General features: G+C 30.4%; 21 protein-coding genes. 4 read left to right on the top strand and 17 right to left on the bottom strand.

Translation table 11 applies throughout. The features are described from left to right. Nucleotides 1-71 precede the first annotated feature (71 nt). A complete protein-coding gene (gene rpoN, locus H0I28_RS15820; RefSeq protein WP_218732380.1) occupies nt 72-1,529 on the top strand; it encodes an RNA polymerase factor sigma-54 in 1,458 nt (485 codons plus the stop codon). Continuing rightward, nucleotides 1,529-2,128, top strand: coding sequence for a hypothetical protein (locus tag H0I28_RS15815; protein ID WP_218732379.1), 600 nt, complete (start codon nt 1,529-1,531; stop codon nt 2,126-2,128). Before rpoN ends, H0I28_RS15815 begins: the two co-directional genes overlap by 1 nt. On the opposite strand, the gene H0I28_RS15810 is transcribed toward H0I28_RS15815, so the two are convergent. The 6 genes from H0I28_RS15810 to H0I28_RS15785 all read right to left on the bottom strand — a co-directional run bounded on the left by H0I28_RS15810 (nt 2,123) and on the right by H0I28_RS15785 (nt 6,465). Next, nucleotides 2,123-2,800, bottom strand: a complete 678-nt coding sequence (locus tag H0I28_RS15810; RefSeq protein WP_218759713.1) for a porin family protein — start codon at nt 2,798-2,800, stop codon at nt 2,123-2,125. The two genes, H0I28_RS15815 and H0I28_RS15810, sit on opposite strands and share 6 nt — an antisense overlap. 120 nt (nt 2,801-2,920) lie before the next feature. Further along, a complete protein-coding gene (locus H0I28_RS15805; protein ID WP_165734320.1) occupies nt 2,921-3,382 on the bottom strand; it encodes a biopolymer transporter ExbD in 462 nt (153 codons plus the stop codon). Nucleotides 3,383-3,400: 18 nt separating this feature from the next. Next, nucleotides 3,401-4,021 carry a biopolymer transporter ExbD gene (locus tag H0I28_RS15800; protein ID WP_218755091.1) on the bottom strand — a complete coding sequence of 207 codons (621 nt, stop codon included), beginning with the start codon at nt 4,019-4,021 and terminating at the stop codon, nt 3,401-3,403. A 4-nt stretch (nt 4,022-4,025) separates the two neighbouring features. Beyond that, a complete protein-coding gene (locus tag H0I28_RS15795) occupies nt 4,026-4,481 on the bottom strand; it encodes a hypothetical protein (protein ID WP_218732376.1) in 456 nt (151 codons plus the stop codon). Nucleotides 4,482-4,489: 8 nt separating this feature from the next. Beyond that, nucleotides 4,490-5,212, bottom strand: coding sequence for a MotA/TolQ/ExbB proton channel family protein (locus H0I28_RS15790; protein ID WP_165734317.1), 723 nt, complete (start codon nt 5,210-5,212; stop codon nt 4,490-4,492). Between the two features lie 209 nt (nt 5,213-5,421). Continuing rightward, nucleotides 5,422-6,465 carry an asparaginase gene (locus H0I28_RS15785; protein ID WP_218759712.1) on the bottom strand — a complete coding sequence of 348 codons (1,044 nt, stop codon included), beginning with the start codon at nt 6,463-6,465 and terminating at the stop codon, nt 5,422-5,424. Nucleotides 6,466-6,560: 95 nt separating this feature from the next. On the opposite strand from H0I28_RS15785, the gene H0I28_RS15780 reads away from it, so the two are divergent. Beyond that, nucleotides 6,561-7,259, top strand: coding sequence for a zinc metallopeptidase (locus H0I28_RS15780; protein WP_218759710.1), 699 nt, complete (start codon nt 6,561-6,563; stop codon nt 7,257-7,259). A 394-nt stretch (nt 7,260-7,653) separates the two neighbouring features. Here H0I28_RS15780 and lepA read toward each other — a convergent pair whose 3' ends face one another. Together lepA and H0I28_RS15770 are read right to left on the bottom strand one after the other, a co-directional pair. After that, nucleotides 7,654-9,450, bottom strand: a complete 1,797-nt coding sequence (lepA, locus tag H0I28_RS15775) for a translation elongation factor 4 (RefSeq protein ID WP_218759708.1) — start codon at nt 9,448-9,450, stop codon at nt 7,654-7,656. A gap of 180 nt (nt 9,451-9,630) precedes the next feature. Continuing rightward, a complete protein-coding gene (locus H0I28_RS15770) occupies nt 9,631-9,906 on the bottom strand; it encodes an EF-hand domain-containing protein (RefSeq protein WP_218755087.1) in 276 nt (91 codons plus the stop codon). A 183-nt stretch (nt 9,907-10,089) separates the two neighbouring features. On the opposite strand from H0I28_RS15770, the gene dusB reads away from it, so the two are divergent. Continuing rightward, the gene (gene dusB, locus H0I28_RS15765; protein WP_218732371.1) at nt 10,090-11,088 is read left to right on the top strand and encodes a tRNA dihydrouridine synthase DusB; all 999 of its coding nucleotides are present in this window, start codon (nt 10,090-10,092) and stop codon (nt 11,086-11,088) included. Between the two features lie 4 nt (nt 11,089-11,092). On the opposite strand, the gene H0I28_RS15760 is transcribed toward dusB, so the two are convergent. The 9 genes from H0I28_RS15760 to atpD form a co-directional block, all read right to left on the bottom strand. After that, nucleotides 11,093-11,677, bottom strand: a complete 585-nt coding sequence (locus H0I28_RS15760) for a hypothetical protein (protein WP_218759706.1) — start codon at nt 11,675-11,677, stop codon at nt 11,093-11,095. A gap of 5 nt (nt 11,678-11,682) precedes the next feature. Further along, complete coding sequence (locus tag H0I28_RS15755; protein WP_218755086.1) at nt 11,683-12,885, bottom strand: ABC transporter permease; 1,203 nt, start codon at nt 12,883-12,885, stop codon at nt 11,683-11,685. 14 nt (nt 12,886-12,899) lie between these two features. Beyond that, entirely contained in the window at nt 12,900-13,295 is a 396-nt protein-coding gene (rbfA, locus tag H0I28_RS15750) for a 30S ribosome-binding factor RbfA (RefSeq protein ID WP_165734310.1), read from the bottom strand. 20 nt (nt 13,296-13,315) lie between these two features. Next, nucleotides 13,316-13,960, bottom strand: a complete 645-nt coding sequence (locus tag H0I28_RS15745; protein ID WP_218755085.1) for a response regulator transcription factor — start codon at nt 13,958-13,960, stop codon at nt 13,316-13,318. After that, entirely contained in the window at nt 13,957-14,709 is a 753-nt protein-coding gene (locus H0I28_RS15740; protein WP_218759704.1) for a sensor histidine kinase, read from the bottom strand. The genes H0I28_RS15745 and H0I28_RS15740 overlap by 4 nt, the downstream gene beginning before the upstream one ends. Beyond that, a complete protein-coding gene (locus H0I28_RS15735; RefSeq protein WP_218759702.1) occupies nt 14,685-15,335 on the bottom strand; it encodes a hypothetical protein in 651 nt (216 codons plus the stop codon). The genes H0I28_RS15740 and H0I28_RS15735 overlap by 25 nt, the downstream gene beginning before the upstream one ends. 4 nt (nt 15,336-15,339) lie before the next feature. Further along, complete coding sequence (locus tag H0I28_RS15730; protein WP_218759701.1) at nt 15,340-15,948, bottom strand: hypothetical protein; 609 nt, start codon at nt 15,946-15,948, stop codon at nt 15,340-15,342. Nucleotides 15,949-16,287: 339 nt separating this feature from the next. Then, the gene (locus tag H0I28_RS15725; protein ID WP_165734305.1) at nt 16,288-16,581 is read right to left on the bottom strand and encodes a F0F1 ATP synthase subunit epsilon; all 294 of its coding nucleotides are present in this window, start codon (nt 16,579-16,581) and stop codon (nt 16,288-16,290) included. A 78-nt stretch (nt 16,582-16,659) separates the two neighbouring features. Then, the gene (atpD, locus tag H0I28_RS15720; protein ID WP_165734304.1) at nt 16,660-18,168 is read right to left on the bottom strand and encodes a F0F1 ATP synthase subunit beta; all 1,509 of its coding nucleotides are present in this window, start codon (nt 18,166-18,168) and stop codon (nt 16,660-16,662) included. Nucleotides 18,169-18,228 lie beyond the last annotated feature (60 nt).

Genomic DNA, 18,228 nt, shown 5'->3' with positions numbered 1-18,228 from the left:
TTAAAGCACTAAAACGTCATTCCTATCAGAATGACGTTTTTTATTTTAACCTATTTCATATATTTGTATATATGCTAAAACAAAGTTTACAATACAAGCTATTACAGAAATTATCTCCTCAACAGATACAGTTGATGAAGTTAATTCAATTGCCTACGCAAGCTTTTGAGGAACGTCTAAAACAAGAAATTGAAGAAAATCCTGCATTAGATACTGGAAAGGATGATGCAGATTCCATAGATGATGATTTATCGAATGAATATGATGATGCTGGAACGGAGAAAATAGAAGCAGAAGACATCAATATAGATGATTATCTAAGTGATGACGAAATACCAAATTATAAAACACAAGCTAATAATTACTCTGCTGATGATGAAGAGAAAAACGTACCTTATGCTAGTGGTACTAGTTTTCATCAATCCTTAAAAAATCAATTAAGCACCTATACTTTTACCGATGAAGAACTTTCTATAGCTGAATTTTTAGTGGGTAGTATAGATGACAGTGGTTATATAAGAAGAGATATTATAGATGTAGTAGACGATTTAGCTTTTACAGAAAATGTTTTTACTACAGAAGAAAAAGTTATCTCTATTCTAAAAAAAGTGGTGCATACTTTAGATCCCATTGGTGTTGGAGCCAGAGATTTAAAAGAATGTTTAATTATTCAATTAAAGAGAAAAGAAAGCAACAAAATTAGAAGTTTAGCAATTGAAATTCTAGAAACTGCTTTTGATCATTTTGTAAAAAAACATTATAAAAAATTACAAGAAAAGTTTACCATTTCTGAAGAGGAATTAAAAGAAGTAAATAAAGAAATTTCTAAACTAAACCCTAAACCAGGAAGTTCTTATGCTGGTAATAATAAAATAGCAGAACAAATTGTTCCTGACTTTTCTATTAAGTTGGTTGATGGTGAATTAGATTTAGTTTTAAACTCAAGAAATGCTCCCGAATTACATATTTCTAGAGAATATAACAATATGCTTAAAGGCTACCAAGAAGCTACTGTAAAAAGTAAGTCACAAAAGGATGCTGTATTCTTTATCAAGCAAAAATTAGATTCGGCAAAATGGTTTATTGATGCAATTAAACAGCGTCAACAAACGCTTCTAGTAACAATGAATACGATTATGCACTATCAGTATGATTATTTTTTAACAGGTGATGAGCGCAAGCTAAAACCAATGATTTTGAAAGATATTGCAGACAAAATTAATATGGATGTTTCTACAGTTTCTAGGGTTGCAAATAGTAAGTATGTATCAACTCCTTATGGTACAAAATTGATAAAGGAATTCTTTTCTGAATCTATGAAAAACGACCAAGGAGAAGATGTATCTACCAAAGAAATAAAGAAAATATTAGAGACCGTAATTTTAGAAGAGAATAAAAAGAAACCTCTAACTGACGAAAAACTGGCAGCAATCTTAAAGGAAAAAGGATATCCTATTGCTAGAAGAACGGTGGCAAAATATAGGGAACAATTAGATTTACCGGTAGCACGTTTACGTAAAGAGATTTAATGAAGTTTTATAAATTTATATCCGTTATGCTGCACCCAATTGTAATACCTACAATTGGAATAACCTTATATTTTATATTAATTCAAAATAGTTTTAGCAAGAATCAAAAGTTTGCCGTACTAGGTCTGATTTTTGTAACAACTTACTTAGTACCTTTACTCATACTCATTCTTTTTAGGAGGTTTAAGCTTATAAAATCATTTAAAGCAGAAAGTATAAAGGAAAGAAAAGTTCCTGTTGCTATGATGATTGTATTGTTTTATTTACTAGGTAATACACTATATGGAATAGCTAACTTAAGAGATTTAGGAATGCTTTTTTACGCCACCTCATTAGGATTGGTATTTATATACATATTGTTTGCTTTTAAAATAAAAACAAGCATCCATTTAATATCCATAGGGATTACAATTGGCTTCTTTTACGTGTTGAGTTTTATGTATCAGCAAAACCTAACGGCAGTACTTATCTGTGGTTTACTTCTCTCCGGAATTTTAGCTAGCGCAAGGTTGCACTTAAAAGCACACACACATAAAGAAGTATATTTAGGCTTTATACTAGGCTTTGTATCTCCAAGTATTGTTTTCTACTTTTTATAAAAGATAGAAAATAAGTCCAAATTTTAAGATTTTAGTATTTATAACTTCTCCGTTTATAGTACTATTTTCAAAAACAGGTGTTAAACCGTAATAAAGGTTGATATTAAACTCATCATACCCCGTTGATAAAGTTAAGCCATACTGCAATTTATTGTAATTAGAAACATCCTGATACTTAAAGGTGTTCCCATTTTCATCATCAAACTGAAATTTATTAGAGAAGTTGTATGAAAACTTAATACCACCATATATCCTCCAGAAACTATATTTATTCGCTGTTGAAGTTCTCCATCTAAATTCTAATGGAAATTCTAAATTATGAGATTTAAATAGATTAGCACTAATACTTGCATCACTACTAAAATCAGTTGCATTGTTTATTTCTTCGACTTTAAGCTCATGATTAAAAAAATCAAATCCATATCCTACACCAGCTGCAATAGAGACATTACCTTGTTTATTTAAAATTACATCTTTTAAAAAACCAACCGAAAGTCCATATGAAAAGTTACTTTTAAATATTTCTTGAGGTTGATCTACAAACTGAGCATAAGAAACTGCCACATAAATTTGATCTTCCGCATACCTATCTCCTAGGTTTAAGGAATCTTTCTGTGCAAAAGACCCAATTACATTAATCAAAATTATAAAGAGAGTTAAGGCTGTTTTCATATACAAATTAAACGTTTTACAAAGTGATAATATTTTATTAGAATTTTAATTTCTAAAAAAAACATAAAAAAAAGGATAATTCAATGAATTATCCTTTTTTTAAAAATTATATTGTTTAGATTACTCAGTCTTTTTTGAAGCAGAATAACTAATCTTAAGAGCATTTACATCTCTTAATTTTAATCTAATATCTGTAATTGTACCAACACTAGATTCAGTATCTGCCTTAATAGAAGTTGTCATAAATGGAACTTCTGCTTCAGAAACTTTAGATCTTGCATTTATTATAAATGCAGGAACTTCATCCGCAGTAGCAATTTTATCATTCAATTGAATTCTATTATAACTTGTACCATACTTAGCATCTTTAGCTTTACCTACATAAATAGTAGTTACCAAACTTTTATGCTCTAATTTCTTTACTTCTGTTGCCGAAGGTAACCTTGGAGCATCAATTTGTAAAGAAGTTTCTCTCATGGTAGTAGTAACCATAAAAAAGAATAACAACATAAATACAATATCTGGTAAAGCTGCAGTATTTACTGCTGGCATTCCTTTCTTCTTTTTTCTAAATTTAGACATACTGTTAAATTTTAAAAATTAATTTGTAGGTTCTTGATCTGAAATAATTTGAGGATAAGCTGTTTTGATAAACTCAACTTTATTTTTCAAATTATCATTAGCTCTATCGTCCTTATAACTTTCTTCAAGTTCTTCAAATGGAATCTTGTATTTTTCAACACTTAGTCTATTTCTTAAAAAACTATAAGCTTTTAACAATTCATCTTGAACAGTTAAATAAGTTCCATATTCTGTTAACCTATCACTTTGTACCGATATAATAGCTTTATTAGGGTGATCTGAAGATTCATCACTTCTATCACCTTTACAATAACTACATGGTCCGGTAGCAACGCCATTTTCAACTTTACCTTCTCCTCCACCATTATCTACAAATGAGATAGCGGCTTCTTTTAGGTCTTTAATATCCATTCTTTCGCCTTCAACTAAAAGCTCATTATTTCTATTAATACTTACCTCAAAAATGTTTTTTTCCTTAATAACAGGTGGCACATAATCTGCTGGTGGTTTTTCAGATAGTTTTTTAGAAACTCCTGAATCCACATTCATTGTTGTTGTTACTAAGAAAAAGATTAACAGCAAGAAGGCAATATCTGCCATAGAACCTGCATTAATTTCTGGATTCTCTCTTCTTGCCATATTATTATGATTTTATTAATCCTTTTACTAAATCGTATACAAAGAATAAACTAGCTACTAGGCCTAGACAAACGCTATACCATATACCTGTTCCTACCCATTGGTTACTAGAAGCTCCTGCTTCACCACCTACAAGTACTTTTCCTTGTGTATCAAGTACAGCATTACTATCTGCTAAAAAGTAAGCAAAAACTAATACTACACCTAAAGCAGCAACACCTAACAAAGTCTTTTTCAAATTTTCTGGATTTGTAAAAAGGCTAAATAAAGAAAGCAACAATGTTGCACCTACTGCAAAGTAAAGTAATATAGTAGAAAAAGTAACTATACTACCAACAGAACCACTTAAGGCTGCTGTATCTCCCTCATCTGACATAAAGATGTTGATAAAGAGAAAGGCTCCAATTACAGCTATTACAGCTATAAATATGTTTAAAATTTTTGATAAATTATTTTTCATAATATATCTTATTTTTTATATTTCACTAATAAATCTATTAATTGAATAGATGCATCTTCCATGTTGTTTACAATACTATCGATTTTAGATACGATGTAATTATAAAAAATCTGTAAAATAATTGCTACTATTAAACCAAATACAGTTGTTAATAATGCTACTTTAATACCAACAGCTACAACTCCAGGAGAAATATCATTTGCTACTGCAATCATATCAAAAGCCTGAATCATACCAATTACTGTACCCATAAACCCAAGCATCGGTGCTAAAGCAATAAATAAAGATAACCAAGAGATGTTTTTCTCTAAAAGTCCCATTTGAACTCCTCCATAAGAAACTACAGCTTTTTCTGCAGCATCTACTCCTTCATCTACTCTATCTAAACCTTGGTAAAAGATAGATGCAACTGGTCCTTTAGAGTTTCTACAAACTTCTTTAGCAGCTTCTATACCACCAGAACTTAAAGCATCATCTACACTTGCTACTAATTTCTTAGTATTCGTTGTTGCCATGTTTAAATAAATAATTCTTTCAATTGCAATTGCTAAACCTAAAATTAAGGCTACTAATACAATTCCCATAAATTCTGGGCCACCCTCAATAAAACGTTGTTTTAATTCTTGGTGGAAAGTTTTTGACTCTTCAGCTGCTTCTTGTGCGAAAGTTGATTGAATAGCTCCAAAAAACATAAATCCTGTTACGGATAGGACATTTACTACTTTTTTCATCTTTGTTATAATTAATTTTTAATAGTTAACGGGTTAAAGATATTAATTTTCATCTCAAAAAAATAATATGAAAGATAATTTAACTAAAATATTTAAAAAATCATCCCTCTATTACTTTTGAGAGTGCCAAGTAACAAAAAAATATTGAGCATTTAAAAAAAAAATCAATCTATTTGATATTAAAAACTTCAATTAACTCAATAATATGTTTAAAAATGATAATTATCAGTTAATTCGCCTCTTAAAGATTTTTCAAAGAAATGTTTAAAGTCATCATCTGATAGGTTTTTATCTAATAAGTACATTAACTTAGCTATCGCAGACTCGGTAGTAATATCTCTACCATTAATCACTCCTATTTCTAAAAGCAGCAAACTTGTATCATAATGCCCCATCATTACCCTACCACTTTTACATTGGGTTACGTTTATAATTTTAATTCCTTTGTCAATTGCCGTTTTTAACAAACAAATAAAGCTTTCGGAATTGGGTGCATTACCAGATCCATACGTTTCTAGTACAACTCCTTTTAAATTAGGAATATTTAATATACTCTCTACTACCAGATTTGATATCCCTGGAAATAATTTTAAAATAACAACTTCATCAACCAAATGCTTTCTAACAATTAATGCTTCCTCTTGTTCTTCTTGATAAATTAAATGCTCATTAAATTTAAGATGCACACCACTTTCTGCTAATGGCGGAAAATTCATAGACGTAAATGCCTCAAATAACTCTGAACTTATTTTAGTGGTTCTATTCGCTCTATATAACTTATATTCAAAATACAAACATACTTCAGACACAATTGGTTTTCCATTCTTATATGCACACGCTACCTCTATAGAGGTAATTAAATTCTCTTTAGCATCTGTTCTTAAATCTCCAATTGGCAGTTGAGATCCCGTAAAAATGATTGGTTTTTGCAAGTTTTCTAACATAAAACTAATCGCAGAAGAAGTGTACGCCATGGTATCGGAACCTGTTAACACAACAAAACCATCAAATTTTTTATAATTTTCTTCAATAATTTCAACAATACTTATGTAGTATTTGGTATTCATGTTTGATGAATCTATTGCATCTTCAAAAGAAACACTTTCTATATTACAATTTAGCTGTTGCAATTCTGGAATCTTTTCTACAATCTGACTAAAATCAAATGCTTTTAAGGCATTTGTCTTATAGTCTTTCATCATACCAATCGTTCCTCCAGTATATATAAGTAATATGTTAGGTTTTCTTGTCATTTTGTCATTTTTATCTTCCAAACAATAAATTGGAATACTTTATGTTGTAAATTTATCAAACAAAAATGAAATACAATTTTTAAACAATATAAATTATGATAGGATTCTATATTTTAATTGGCGTAATTGCTTTAGCTAGTTGGTTAGTGAGTAATACGCTGAAGAATAAATTTAAAAAATACTCTAAAATTCAGCTTAGAAACGGGATGAGTGGTGCAGAAATTGCAGAAAAAATGTTAGCTGATAACGGTATTTTTGATGTAAAAGTAATTTCTACTCCTGGTAGATTAACAGACCATTACAACCCTGCAGATAAAACAGTAAATTTAAGTGAATCTGTTTACAACCAAAGAAATGCGGCTGCAGCTGCTGTTGCTGCGCATGAATGCGGTCACGCAGTGCAACATGCACAAGCATATAGTTATTTAACAATGCGATCTAAATTAGTACCCGTTGTTAGTGTAACTTCTAAGTTTTCTCAATGGTTGGTAATTGGTGGGTTAATTATGGGAGCAGCTTCAGGAGCTACTGGAATTGGTTTTTACATTGCCGTTGCAGGTTTAGTTTTTATGGGCTTTGCAACTGTTTTTAGTTTTATTACTTTACCCGTAGAATACGATGCTAGTAATAGAGCATTGGCTTGGTTAAAAAACAAAAACATGGTTTCTCAAGAAGAATTAGCAGGAGCAACGGATGCTTTAACATGGGCTGCAAGAACGTATTTAGTTGCTGCCTTGGGTTCATTAGCAACCTTATTATACTGGGGAATGCAAATTTTAGGAGGAAGAGATTAGCATCGCAGATGCTTTTTGTATTTACTTTTTAAGTGATAAATTATATTTAAACACTTTTGATTTATTTCGAAAGTGTTTTTTTGATTTATATTGATTGGAAACTTGATGTAAAAATAGTTTTATTAATACTGCTTTCGCAGGATAAAAGTTAAGCTGACAAACTAGTTTAGCCCAGATTGAACGGTCTGTTTGAGCTCTTTTTTATTCCTTTTTAAGGATAAAAAAAGCGAGTAGTGAAAGCTGGAGATAGCTTCAAAAAGATTAACAGATCGACAGCTTACATAAAAGTAAACTCTGAAATGACGTGTATAAAAAAACCTTCTTGATTTCTCAAAAAGGTTTCTATTCTATTTATTTCATCTTGATTCTTAGTTCTAAAAATCTTAATATTTACTTAGTCATTCAACTTTAAGACCGCCATAAATGCTTCTTGCGGAATTTCTACATTACCAACCTGACGCATTCTTTTCTTCCCTTTTTTCTGCTTTTCTAACAACTTACGTTTTCTAGAAATATCTCCTCCATAACATTTTGCAGTAACATCTTTACGCAATGCTTTGGTAGTTTCACGGGCAATAATTTTTGCACCAATTGCTGCCTGAATAGGAATATCGAACTGTTGACGAGGAATTAATTCTTTTAACTTCTCTACAATTTTCTTACCAATTGTATACGCATTATCAGCGTGTAAAAGGGCCGAAAGCGCATCTACAGGTTGTGCGTTTAAAAGAATATCTACTCTTACTAATTTCGACTCTCTCATTCCTATCGGAGAATAATCGAAAGAAGCATACCCTTTAGAAACCGTTTTTAAACGATCGTAAAAATCGAAAACAATTTCTGCCAAAGGCATATCAAACGTTAACTCCACTCTTTCTGTAGTTAAGTATGTTTGATTGGTAATTTCTCCACGTTTTTCGATACACAAACTCATTACTTGCCCAACAAAATCAGACTTGGTAATTATACTTGCTTTGATAAAAGGTTCTTCTACTCTATCTAATCTAGATGGATCCGGTAAATCTGTAGGATTATTTAAAAGTAATATTTCGTTCGGATTTTTCTTTGTGTACGCATGGTAAGAAACGTTGGGAACCGTTGTAATAACAGTCATATTAAACTCACGCTCTAAACGTTCTTGAATAATTTCCATGTGCAACATTCCTAAAAATCCACAACGGAAACCAAAACCTAAAGCGGCAGAACTTTCTGGTTGAAACACCAAAGAAGCATCATTTAATTGCAGCTTTTCCATAGAGTAACGCAACTCTTCGTAATCTTCTGTATCCACTGGATAAATACCCGCAAAAACCATTGGTTTTACATCTTCGAAACCATCAATTATTTCTGTAGTTGGCTTGTATGCATCTGTAATAGTATCTCCTACCTTTACTTCTTTTGCTGTTTTAATTCCTGTAATTAAATATCCAACATCTCCTGTTTTTACAGTTTTTTTTACAACTTGAGTCAGCTTTAAAGTACCAACTTCATCGGCAAAATAATTTTTACCAGTTGCCATAAACTTAATCTCTTGTCCTTTTTTTATTTCTCCGTTTAAAACACGGAAATACGTTTCAATTCCACGATAAGAATTGTAAACAGAATCGAAAATTAAGGCTTGTAACGGAGCATCTGGATCTCCTTTTGGAGCAGGAACTCTATCAATAATGGCAGCTAAAATATTATCGACTCCAAAACCTGTTTTTCCACTTGCGTGAATTACATCTTCTGGGTCACAACCTAATAAATCTACAATATCATCTGTTACTTCTTCTGGATTTGCAGAAGGTAAATCTACTTTATTTAAAATAGGAATAATTTCTAAATCATTCTCTAAAGCTAGATATAGGTTAGAAATTGTTTGTGCCTGTATACTTTGTGCGGCATCTACAATTAGCAATGCGCCTTCACAAGCGGCAATTGAACGAGAAACTTCGTATGAGAAATCTACGTGACCAGGAGTGTCTATTAAATTAAGGATATAGTGTTCTCCTTTGTGCTCGAAATCCATTTGGATAGCATGCGATTTTATGGTAATACCACGTTCTCGCTCTAAATCCATATTATCTAATAATTGATCCTTCTTTTCACGATCTGTTACAGCACCTGTGTACTCTAATAACCTATCTGCTAACGTACTTTTACCATGATCTATATGTGCGATAATGCAAAAGTTTCTAATGTTTTTCATACTTCGTTTTCTAACTGCGTTCAACTGACAAAGATAGGTAAATAAGTTTGTGAATTAAATAACTAAAAGTATCTTAATTTTTGCAGTTGACAGCTATTTTTTGCAGTCTAGAAGAAAAGCATTTTTAAAACCTTGCTAAGTGTGCTTTTTGGTGATATAAATTTTAAATTAGAAAGAGATTTACAAATCTCTTTCTAATTCTGCAATTGCTACTTTAAATTCTTCTAGATTGATGCATTCATCACCCGATTTATCATATCCTTTTATCAATTCACCAGCTACAATTCCTCTAAAAAAGCCACTGATATCTGCATCTTTTAATAGGTCTTTTACTTCATCTTTATTTAATTTACCGTCTTTATCTTTATCAAAAAAAAGAAAAGCTTCTGCCGGACTTTGAAATTTACTAGTGATTAAAAAATTGATTTTTTTTAAAATATCTTCTTTTGCTCCCATAATATAATTTGATTCTTTTATACTGTAAGATATAATTTTATTTTTAAAATACAAAGCTTTTCATATTTCTAAGAGATGATTTAAAAAATGAATTTAGAAATATTTCAACTGAAAAAACAGCAAAAAATATTTTTCACCTTAAAGGTTTAAAAAAACACTAAATTTGCAAAAAATTATATCGTTTTGATTAAAATCGGCAACATAGAATTACCAGACTTTCCTCTTTTATTAGCACCAATGGAAGATGTCTCTGACCCACCATTTAGAGCTTTATGTAAAGAACAAGGAGCAGATGTGGTATATACAGAGTTTATTTCTTCTGAAGGCTTGATTCGTGATGCAGCAAAAAGCATTATGAAACTAGACATCTATGAAAAAGAACGTCCGGTAGGAATTCAGATTTTTGGAGCCAACTTAGAATCGATGTTAAGAACAGTGGAAATTGTTGAAAAATCAAAGCCAGATATTATTGATATCAACTTTGGTTGCCCCGTAAAGAAAGTCGTTTCTAAAGGTGCAGGAGCAGGAATTTTAAAAGACATAGATTTAATGGTTTCATTAACTGAAGCGATGGTAAAACACACTAATTTACCTATTACAGTTAAAACGCGTTTAGGTTGGGATCATGATTCTATTAGAATTGTAGAAGTTGCAGAACGCTTGCAAGATGTAGGTTGTAAAGCAATTTCAATTCACGGTAGAACGCGTGCCCAAATGTATAAAGGTGAGGCAGATTGGAAACCGATTGCAGACGTAAAAAACAACCAAAGAATGCACATACCTGTTTTTGGAAATGGTGATGTAACTTCTCCTGAAAAAGCCATGGAAATGAGAGATTCTTATGGTTTAGATGGCTGTATGATTGGTAGAGCTGCTATTGGCTATCCTTGGTTTTTTAATGAAATAAAACACTTCTTTAAAACCGGCGAACATTTAACAAAACCAACAATTGCACAACGTGTAGAAATGGCAAGAAGGCACTTACAAATGGCCATTGATTGGAAAGGACCTGTATTAGGTGTTTTTGAAACTAGAAGACATTATACCAATTACTTTAAAGGGATTCCGCATTTTAAAGAATACAGAATGAAAATGGTAACTTCTGATGATGCAAAAGATGTTTTTGCGACGTTTGATGAAGTGGAAGCTAAGTTTGGGAACACGATTATTCCTCAATATTAGACCGTTATTCTACGATTGAGAAAGAGTTAATTATTTTATCTATATCTTTTATATAGTTCTTAAAGTTTTTTTCTTCATTTTTATATTCAACAGTATAACCATTTTGTTTATAATAAATTAGAAAGACAACACTTTCATAAATTGCATGAGGAAACTTCTCTTTAAATTTTAAAAGATACATCCTTTCATATTTTTTATGTTTAGACTCAACTAATTGATAACTAAAACCCTTACCCCACATTCGTTTCTTTCTGCTTAAAAAAAGATCTAAATAATCTTCTAAGGTATACTCTAATTTACATTCATTATCAATTTTATCACTACTTATGTATACATCAGCAAGTCTTCGATTATAATTTAAAGAATCAACAAACTCTCCTTTAATATAATACCAATCTCCGCTACTATATTTAGATTTCTCCCAATTATCAGGTAAGTCAATTGTATAGTTTAAAACCTTTTCAGCTCTTTGAAGACTGTCTAACTCTTGAAAAGGTTGCGTTTTACATTTCCTTTTCTGATTTAGTGAAGCACAAGAAACGAATGCAAGCAAAAGAAATAGTATTAATAAATTAAACGAATTTTTCATGAAAATTACTTTTCTACAAACTCTTTAGAAATTCTACTACTAGCAATTTTAGAGGCTATAAAGCCCAAAATTGTAATGGTAGCTATTACAATAAAAAGATTCGAGAATCTAAATTCTACCGGATAAGCAAAGTTTTGGGTAATCATAAATATGCCAAATTCTTTCTGAATAAAAACAATTATAATACCCAGAGTTAACCCGATAATCATTCCTAAAAAGGTTAATAGGAAACCTTGTAAAATAAAAACTTTTTTAATTTCTTTAATAGATGCACCTAAACTAAAAAGAGTTTTTAAGTTCGATTTTTTATCAATAATCATCATTATAATTGCACCAATAACATTAAATAATGCTATAATTACAATTAATGTAAAAATAAGATACGACACAAAATTCTCTGTATTAATTACCTTATAGAAAACCTCATTTAATTGTTGTTTAGTCTGTACTTTAAATTGATTTCCTAATTGCTGTTGTAGTTCTTCCGAAAACAAATCGGCGTCTAAATTGTCTTTTAATTTAATTTCAACACCTGTTATTTGGTTATCATCAAAATTCAATAAATTCTTTGCTTCATTTATAGAAACAAAAACAAATTTACTTTCAAACTCTTCCGTACCAGAATACAAACCAACAATTTGTACATCTTTTTTATAAAAAGCATTATTAGGGTTAATAAAACCTACTCCTGGTTTAGGAACCATAATTGTTAAAGGAGATCCATAATTTAAAACTCCTAATGATAACTTTCTTGAAATTCCATTACCAACAACTGCAGTATTTGGCTGATCTAAATCTAACCAACCTCCTAAACTGATTACAGAATCTATATCTGTAATAGAAGTATAACTCTCTTCAACACCCTTTATATAAGCAATTTCATTCTTATCATTGTACTCTAAAAAAACGCGTTCTTCTATAATTTTAGATGTTGCTTTAATAGAAGTATTATTTATTAATGCTTGATGGACATCATCCGAATAGAAAAAAGTTTTCCCTTTATTAGAAGTAATTTTAATATCAGGATCAGATACATCTAACAAGCTGTAACTAAATGTACGCAAGCCAGAAAAACCAGAAAGGATAATAAACAAGGCTAAAGAGCCTACAATTACACCAAAAGAAGCAATAATTGTAATAATATTGATGGCATTATTACTTGTTTTTGTAAATAAATATCTTTTGGCTATGTATAAGGGAAAGTTCAAATGCGAGAATGAATTTAACTTCTTTTACGTCTTGGTAAAACGCTAGGATCTTTAATAGGGTTGTCATCTTCACCTTTTAAAGATTTATCAATTTCCTCAATATAATCTAACGTATCATCTCCAAAAAATAATAATTCTGGCATTCTACGTAATTGGTGTTTTGTTCTTTTTGCCATTTCATGGCGAATTAAAACCGTATTAGATTGTACACCTTTAATAATTTCTTCTCTATTGCTAGAAGGAAATACACTTAAATAAACTTTAGCGACTCCTAAATCTGATGTTACGTGAACCTTAGAAACAGAAATAATTATTCCTTTCATTCCATCTTGCGCTGCTTTCTGTAAAACATCTACCAAATCCTTTTGCAATACTCCTGCAATTTTACGTTGTCTGTTCGTTTCTTCCATGCTGCAAATTTACACTTTTTTTATGGAGTGTAAATTTTATTTTTGATTGCATACATAACCAAACCAACTCTATTCTTTACATGTAATTTAGTAAACAAAACATCTCTATACCCATCAATTGTTTTTGGACTTAAACACATAATTTCTGCAATTTCCTTATAGGTTAATTCAGAACAAGCATGTTTCATAAAAGTAATTTCTCTTTCTTTAAATTTTATTTCTGCCTCTCCATTTCCAGAAAGAGATTTCATTAATAAATTGGTTACATTTTTGGTATGATAAAATCCATTTTCTGCTATTTCCACCAAAGCTTTTTCTAAAACTACTTTTTCGGTATCTTTTAATAAGTAACCAATAGCACCAACTTTTAACATTTTTAAAATAGTAGCGTCTTCATCTTCCACAGAAAGTGCCATTACATGTACTTCATTATGGTTTTTAGAGATCCATTCAGTTGTTTCAATTCCATTCATTATAGGCATATTGATATCCATTAAAACAACATCTGGAATAAATTCTGGTGAAGAAGAGAATTTATCAACTAATTCTTGTCCATTTTTGCACGTATATAAAACTTTAAATTTATTAAAAGTATTTACCATAGCAGCAATTGCTTGTGAAAGCAATGTGTGATCATCTACAATAACAACTGAATATTTCATCATAACCTATATACTATATTTAAGGAAGTACCTTTATTTACTTCAGAAGTAAAAACTGCTGTAGCTCCAATTAATTTTGCTCTATTTTTAATATTTTCAAGTCCTATACCGTTTCGTTTATTTTCTAATGATGAAAAACCAACTCCGTTATCTTTTGCAGTAATTTCTAAATTAATGGCACCAAAATTTAATTCAACGGTTAATTTGGATGCCTTAGAATGTTTTATGGTATTAGAAAAGAACTCCTGCAAAATTCGAAAAATAATGATGCTAGATTTTTCATTAATTATATGTTCATTCCCTAAAATTATCAAGCTCGCATTTATAAAGTTTAATCTATTAAAACGATCTATTTCTAATTGTACGGCTTCTCTTAATTTTATATTCTTTATCGCTTCAGGGTTAATTAATTTTGATAATGCTCTTACCTCTGTTAAACCTTTAGTAATCGTTTCTGAAACTTCGTGGATATTTTCTGGAGAAGCATTCTGCAATTGAATTTTAGCTAAAGTTAATAACTGCCCAATATTATCGTGCAATTCCCAACTAATATTTCTTAAAGTTTCTTCTCTAATTTCTATTTGTGTTTCGGCTATTTCTCTTTCAAACCTTTTTTTATTTTCCGCTTGCAGTTCTAGAAGGCTATTCTTTCTTTTTTGAAAAACAGTAAACAATAAAATAATAAAAATAACAAATGTGATGATTATTATAGTGGTTACAATTAATATTATTTGACTCGCTTCTGACTCCATAGTGCTCCCAATATAAAACAACTATACATAAATATCACTAACACTAACTGAATATTATATAAATAGTCTATTACAGCCCTAGAAGTACCTTTCATATTGTTTAAAATAGAAGTGATTGGTATGGTACCTAAATAATAGCACAATAGTCCAAAAGCGATCCAAAAAGTAAGAGATCGCTTATAATTAAGAATTTCATTAGAAGATAAAAAATCCTTATAAAATAAAAATAAAACAATAGCAATTAACAAACTACCAGAAATGGAGGCAATACTATTGTAAACCTCAAAATAAGTTCCTTGATACAAATAATAGAGCGTAGTTAAGAAATAAACTACATTAAAAAGAATTATAAGACCCGTAACTGTTTTTCGAGTTTTTGCTGAAAATAATATTTGTTTTGCAAATAAAAATAAGAAATTAAATTCGACAAAAGTAAGAGTATTATATACCCACAAATTATCTAGCTCTAAACTATATTTTACATAGCTTGCAATCATCTCACAAGCAAACATAGCAATCAAGTACCCCAAAAAGTATTTTAAATCAACATCAAAAGATTTTTTAAAATAGAAAATAGCATAGACTACTATGGCTACAAAATATAATATGTAAATTAATTTATCCAAAATATTACATTGGTGGTGTTGGTTTCAATCTATTAGCCCCAGAACTTTTAAGATCTTCTTGAGCACCAATAAAAGGTAAAAAAGAAGCTCTAACTACCTGCTTGGTTTCTTTACTACTAAATTGATCTAAAAATTTTGTAAAAGGGATTGCTTCTCCTTTATTAGAATACAAAGGCTCATAAGCAACATTTTTCTTTTCTTTAGTATCTGCAGTTGGCATAAAAATTAAAGTCTGTCTACCTCTTAAAATCTCTTCTGGATAATCTTTAGGATATGCAGCAGTAAAAATTCTAACACCAGTAAGCTCAATATCTTTTTCTTTTGATAACCTTTCTACATAAGCAATATATTGCTTTAATTGATTAATATCGTAAAAATGAGAAATACTCTCAATTTCATTAGCATCACCTGTAAGTTCTTTCCTATACTTGTCTAAAACAGGTTTCTGTCCTACATCATATTGATGAAACATACTAGCCATTTCTTTATAAGTGATCGTATTAGAAGGCCTAGAACTATCAACTTCAGTAACCTGAGATATTGTTTCAGACTTACAACTAATTATAAATAATGCTAAAAAAAATATTTGATAAAATTTAAAAACTGTTTTCATAATATAGTAGTTGGATTAATACGCTTGAAAATACAAATTAAATTATAATCTAAGAAGAGTAAAAGTAAAAAACAATATTAAACACTATATATCAAACACTTAATCGAAACACTACTTATATCAAACTTGCTTAAAAAGGGGTTTTTCCTGTATAAATTCAATGATTTACACTAACCATTTATTCCTAATTATTTACCAATTTTGAAGTATGAAATAAAAAGAAAAGTAAAGGGGGAAATTGCAAAAAATACACTTGATACTTTATAGAAAGTGTTTAAATTAAAAAAGTCTCAAAACTGTTGTTTTGAGACTTTTAATTTTTATAATTATTTTAGAAATTTAATCTGCTAAAATAATTGCTTTATTATCTTTTAATTCTAAAGTTCCAGATTTAATAGCAATTGTTAGAATATTATCATCATCTATATGAATTTCATAATGCCCTTTAAATTGATCAAATTCTAAATGTTCTTTACTATGAACATGAATTTTAACTATTCCTTCCTTTAAGTTAGCAACAATTGGTGCGTGATTATTTAACATTTGAAACTCACCATTTTCTCCAGGAACTGACAATGAGTCAATTCTTGCTGAAAATAATATAGCTTCTGGTGTTACAATTTCTAAAAACATATCTCTTATAGTTTACAGTCTTCAATTTGCAGTTTACTTTCTTTTTTAAGGTTGAAAACTGCAAACCGCTGACTAATTTTATGCTTCTGCTAACATTTTCTCTCCAGCATCAATTGCATCTTGAATTGATCCTCTTAAGTTAAATGCTGCTTCAGGGTATTTATCTAACTCACCATCCATAATCATATTAAAACCTTTAATAGTGTCTTTAATATCAACTAAAACCCCTGGTATACCAGTAAATTGTTCAGCTACGTGGAAAGGTTGAGATAAGAAACGTTGTACACGTCTAGCTCTATGAACTACTAATTTATCTTCTTCAGATAATTCTTCCATACCTAAAATTGCAATAATATCTTGTAATTCTTTATAACGTTGTAAAATTTCTTTTACAGCTGTTGCAGTATTATAATGCTCATCACCTAAAATTTCTGCAGATAAAATTCTTGAAGTTGAATCTAAAGGATCTACCGCTGGGTAAATACCTAATTCTGCAATCTTACGAGACAATACTGTTGTTGCATCTAAATGCGCAAACGTTGTTGCTGGTGCTGGATCTGTTAAATCATCTGCAGGTACATATACTGCTTGTACAGATGTAATAGAACCTTTTTTAGTTGATGTAATACGCTCTTGCATTGCACCCATTTCTGTTGCTAATGTTGGTTGGTAACCTACCGCTGATGGCATACGTCCTAAAAGTGCTGACACCTCAGAACCTGCTTGTGTAAAACGGAAAATATTATCAACAAAGAAAAGAACATCTTTACCTTCTGCTTCTCCAGCTCCATCTCTAAAGTATTCTGCAATTGTTAAACCAGATAACGCAACACGTGCACGTGCTCCAGGTGGCTCGTTCATTTGACCGAATACGAAAGTAGCTTTAGAACCTTTCATTCCAGGTTTATCTACTTTAGATAAATCCCATCCTCCTGCTTCCATAGAATGCATAAAATCGTCTCCGTATTTTATAATTCCAGACTCTAACATTTCACGAAGTAAATCGTTTCCTTCACGAGTTCTTTCTCCAACACCTGCAAAGACTGATAAACCACCATGTCCTTTTGCAATGTTGTTAATTAACTCTTGAATTAATACTGTCTTACCTACTCCTGCTCCTCCAAATAATCCAATTTTACCTCCTTTTGCATAAGGCTCAATTAAATCGATTACTTTAATACCTGTAAATAAAACTTCAGTAGATACTGATAAATCTTCAAATTTAGGTGCAGATCTGTGAATTGGCAAACCATCTTTACCTTCTTTTTTCAAGTTACCTAAACCATCAATAGCATCTCCAGTTACATTAAACAAACGGCCATAAATATCGTTTCCGATAGGCATTTGAATAGGATTACCTGTAGCCACAACCTCAGTTCCTCTACTTAATCCATCAGTAGCATCCATTGAGATAGTTCTAACTGTATCTTCTCCAATATGCTGTTGTACCTCTAATACTAAAATAGAGCCGTCAGCTTTTTTGATTTCTAACGAATCGTAAATTTTAGGAAGTTCATTTTCAGTATTGAATTCAACATCAATTACTGGCCCAATAATTTGTGAAACTTTACCTGTTATTGTAGACATTATGTATCTAATTAAAGTTATTATTTTATTTCAGAGATTTCAGCCTCTTTTTTCAGATTG

This window comes from Polaribacter sp. AHE13PA (assembly GCF_019278505.1).
In the GTDB taxonomy this organism is placed as follows: domain Bacteria; phylum Bacteroidota; class Bacteroidia; order Flavobacteriales; family Flavobacteriaceae; genus Polaribacter.
Note: the sequence above shows the minus strand (reverse complement) of the source record. Positions and strands in the feature narration are given on the sequence as shown.

Bases quoted from the DNA above. Each gene is read 5' to 3' on its own strand.
- rpoN (WP_218732380.1), top strand. From the start codon at position 72: ATGCTAAAACAAAGTTTACAATACAAGCTATTACAGAAATTATCTCCT.
- H0I28_RS15815 (WP_218732379.1), top strand. From the start codon at position 1,529: ATGAAGTTTTATAAATTTATATCCGTTATGCTGCACCCAATTGTAATA.
- H0I28_RS15810 (WP_218759713.1), bottom strand. From the start codon at position 2,800: ATGAAAACAGCCTTAACTCTCTTTATAATTTTGATTAATGTAATTGGG.
- H0I28_RS15805 (WP_165734320.1), bottom strand. From the start codon at position 3,382: ATGTCTAAATTTAGAAAAAAGAAGAAAGGAATGCCAGCAGTAAATACT.
- H0I28_RS15800 (WP_218755091.1), bottom strand. From the start codon at position 4,021: ATGGCAAGAAGAGAGAATCCAGAAATTAATGCAGGTTCTATGGCAGAT.
- H0I28_RS15795 (WP_218732376.1), bottom strand. From the start codon at position 4,481: ATGAAAAATAATTTATCAAAAATTTTAAACATATTTATAGCTGTAATA.
- H0I28_RS15790 (WP_165734317.1), bottom strand. From the start codon at position 5,212: ATGAAAAAAGTAGTAAATGTCCTATCCGTAACAGGATTTATGTTTTTT.
- H0I28_RS15785 (WP_218759712.1), bottom strand. From the start codon at position 6,465: ATGACAAGAAAACCTAACATATTACTTATATATACTGGAGGAACGATT.
- H0I28_RS15780 (WP_218759710.1), top strand. From the start codon at position 6,561: ATGATAGGATTCTATATTTTAATTGGCGTAATTGCTTTAGCTAGTTGG.
- lepA (WP_218759708.1), bottom strand. From the start codon at position 9,450: ATGAAAAACATTAGAAACTTTTGCATTATCGCACATATAGATCATGGT.
- H0I28_RS15770 (WP_218755087.1), bottom strand. From the start codon at position 9,906: ATGGGAGCAAAAGAAGATATTTTAAAAAAAATCAATTTTTTAATCACT.
- H0I28_RS15760 (WP_218759706.1), bottom strand. From the start codon at position 11,677: ATGAAAAATTCGTTTAATTTATTAATACTATTTCTTTTGCTTGCATTC.
- rbfA (WP_165734310.1), bottom strand. From the start codon at position 13,295: ATGGAAGAAACGAACAGACAACGTAAAATTGCAGGAGTATTGCAAAAG.
- H0I28_RS15745 (WP_218755085.1), bottom strand. From the start codon at position 13,960: ATGATGAAATATTCAGTTGTTATTGTAGATGATCACACATTGCTTTCA.
- H0I28_RS15740 (WP_218759704.1), bottom strand. From the start codon at position 14,709: ATGGAGTCAGAAGCGAGTCAAATAATATTAATTGTAACCACTATAATA.
- H0I28_RS15730 (WP_218759701.1), bottom strand. From the start codon at position 15,948: ATGAAAACAGTTTTTAAATTTTATCAAATATTTTTTTTAGCATTATTT.
- H0I28_RS15725 (WP_165734305.1), bottom strand. From the start codon at position 16,581: ATGTTTTTAGAAATTGTAACACCAGAAGCTATATTATTTTCAGCAAGA.
- atpD (WP_165734304.1), bottom strand. From the start codon at position 18,168: ATGTCTACAATAACAGGTAAAGTTTCACAAATTATTGGGCCAGTAATT.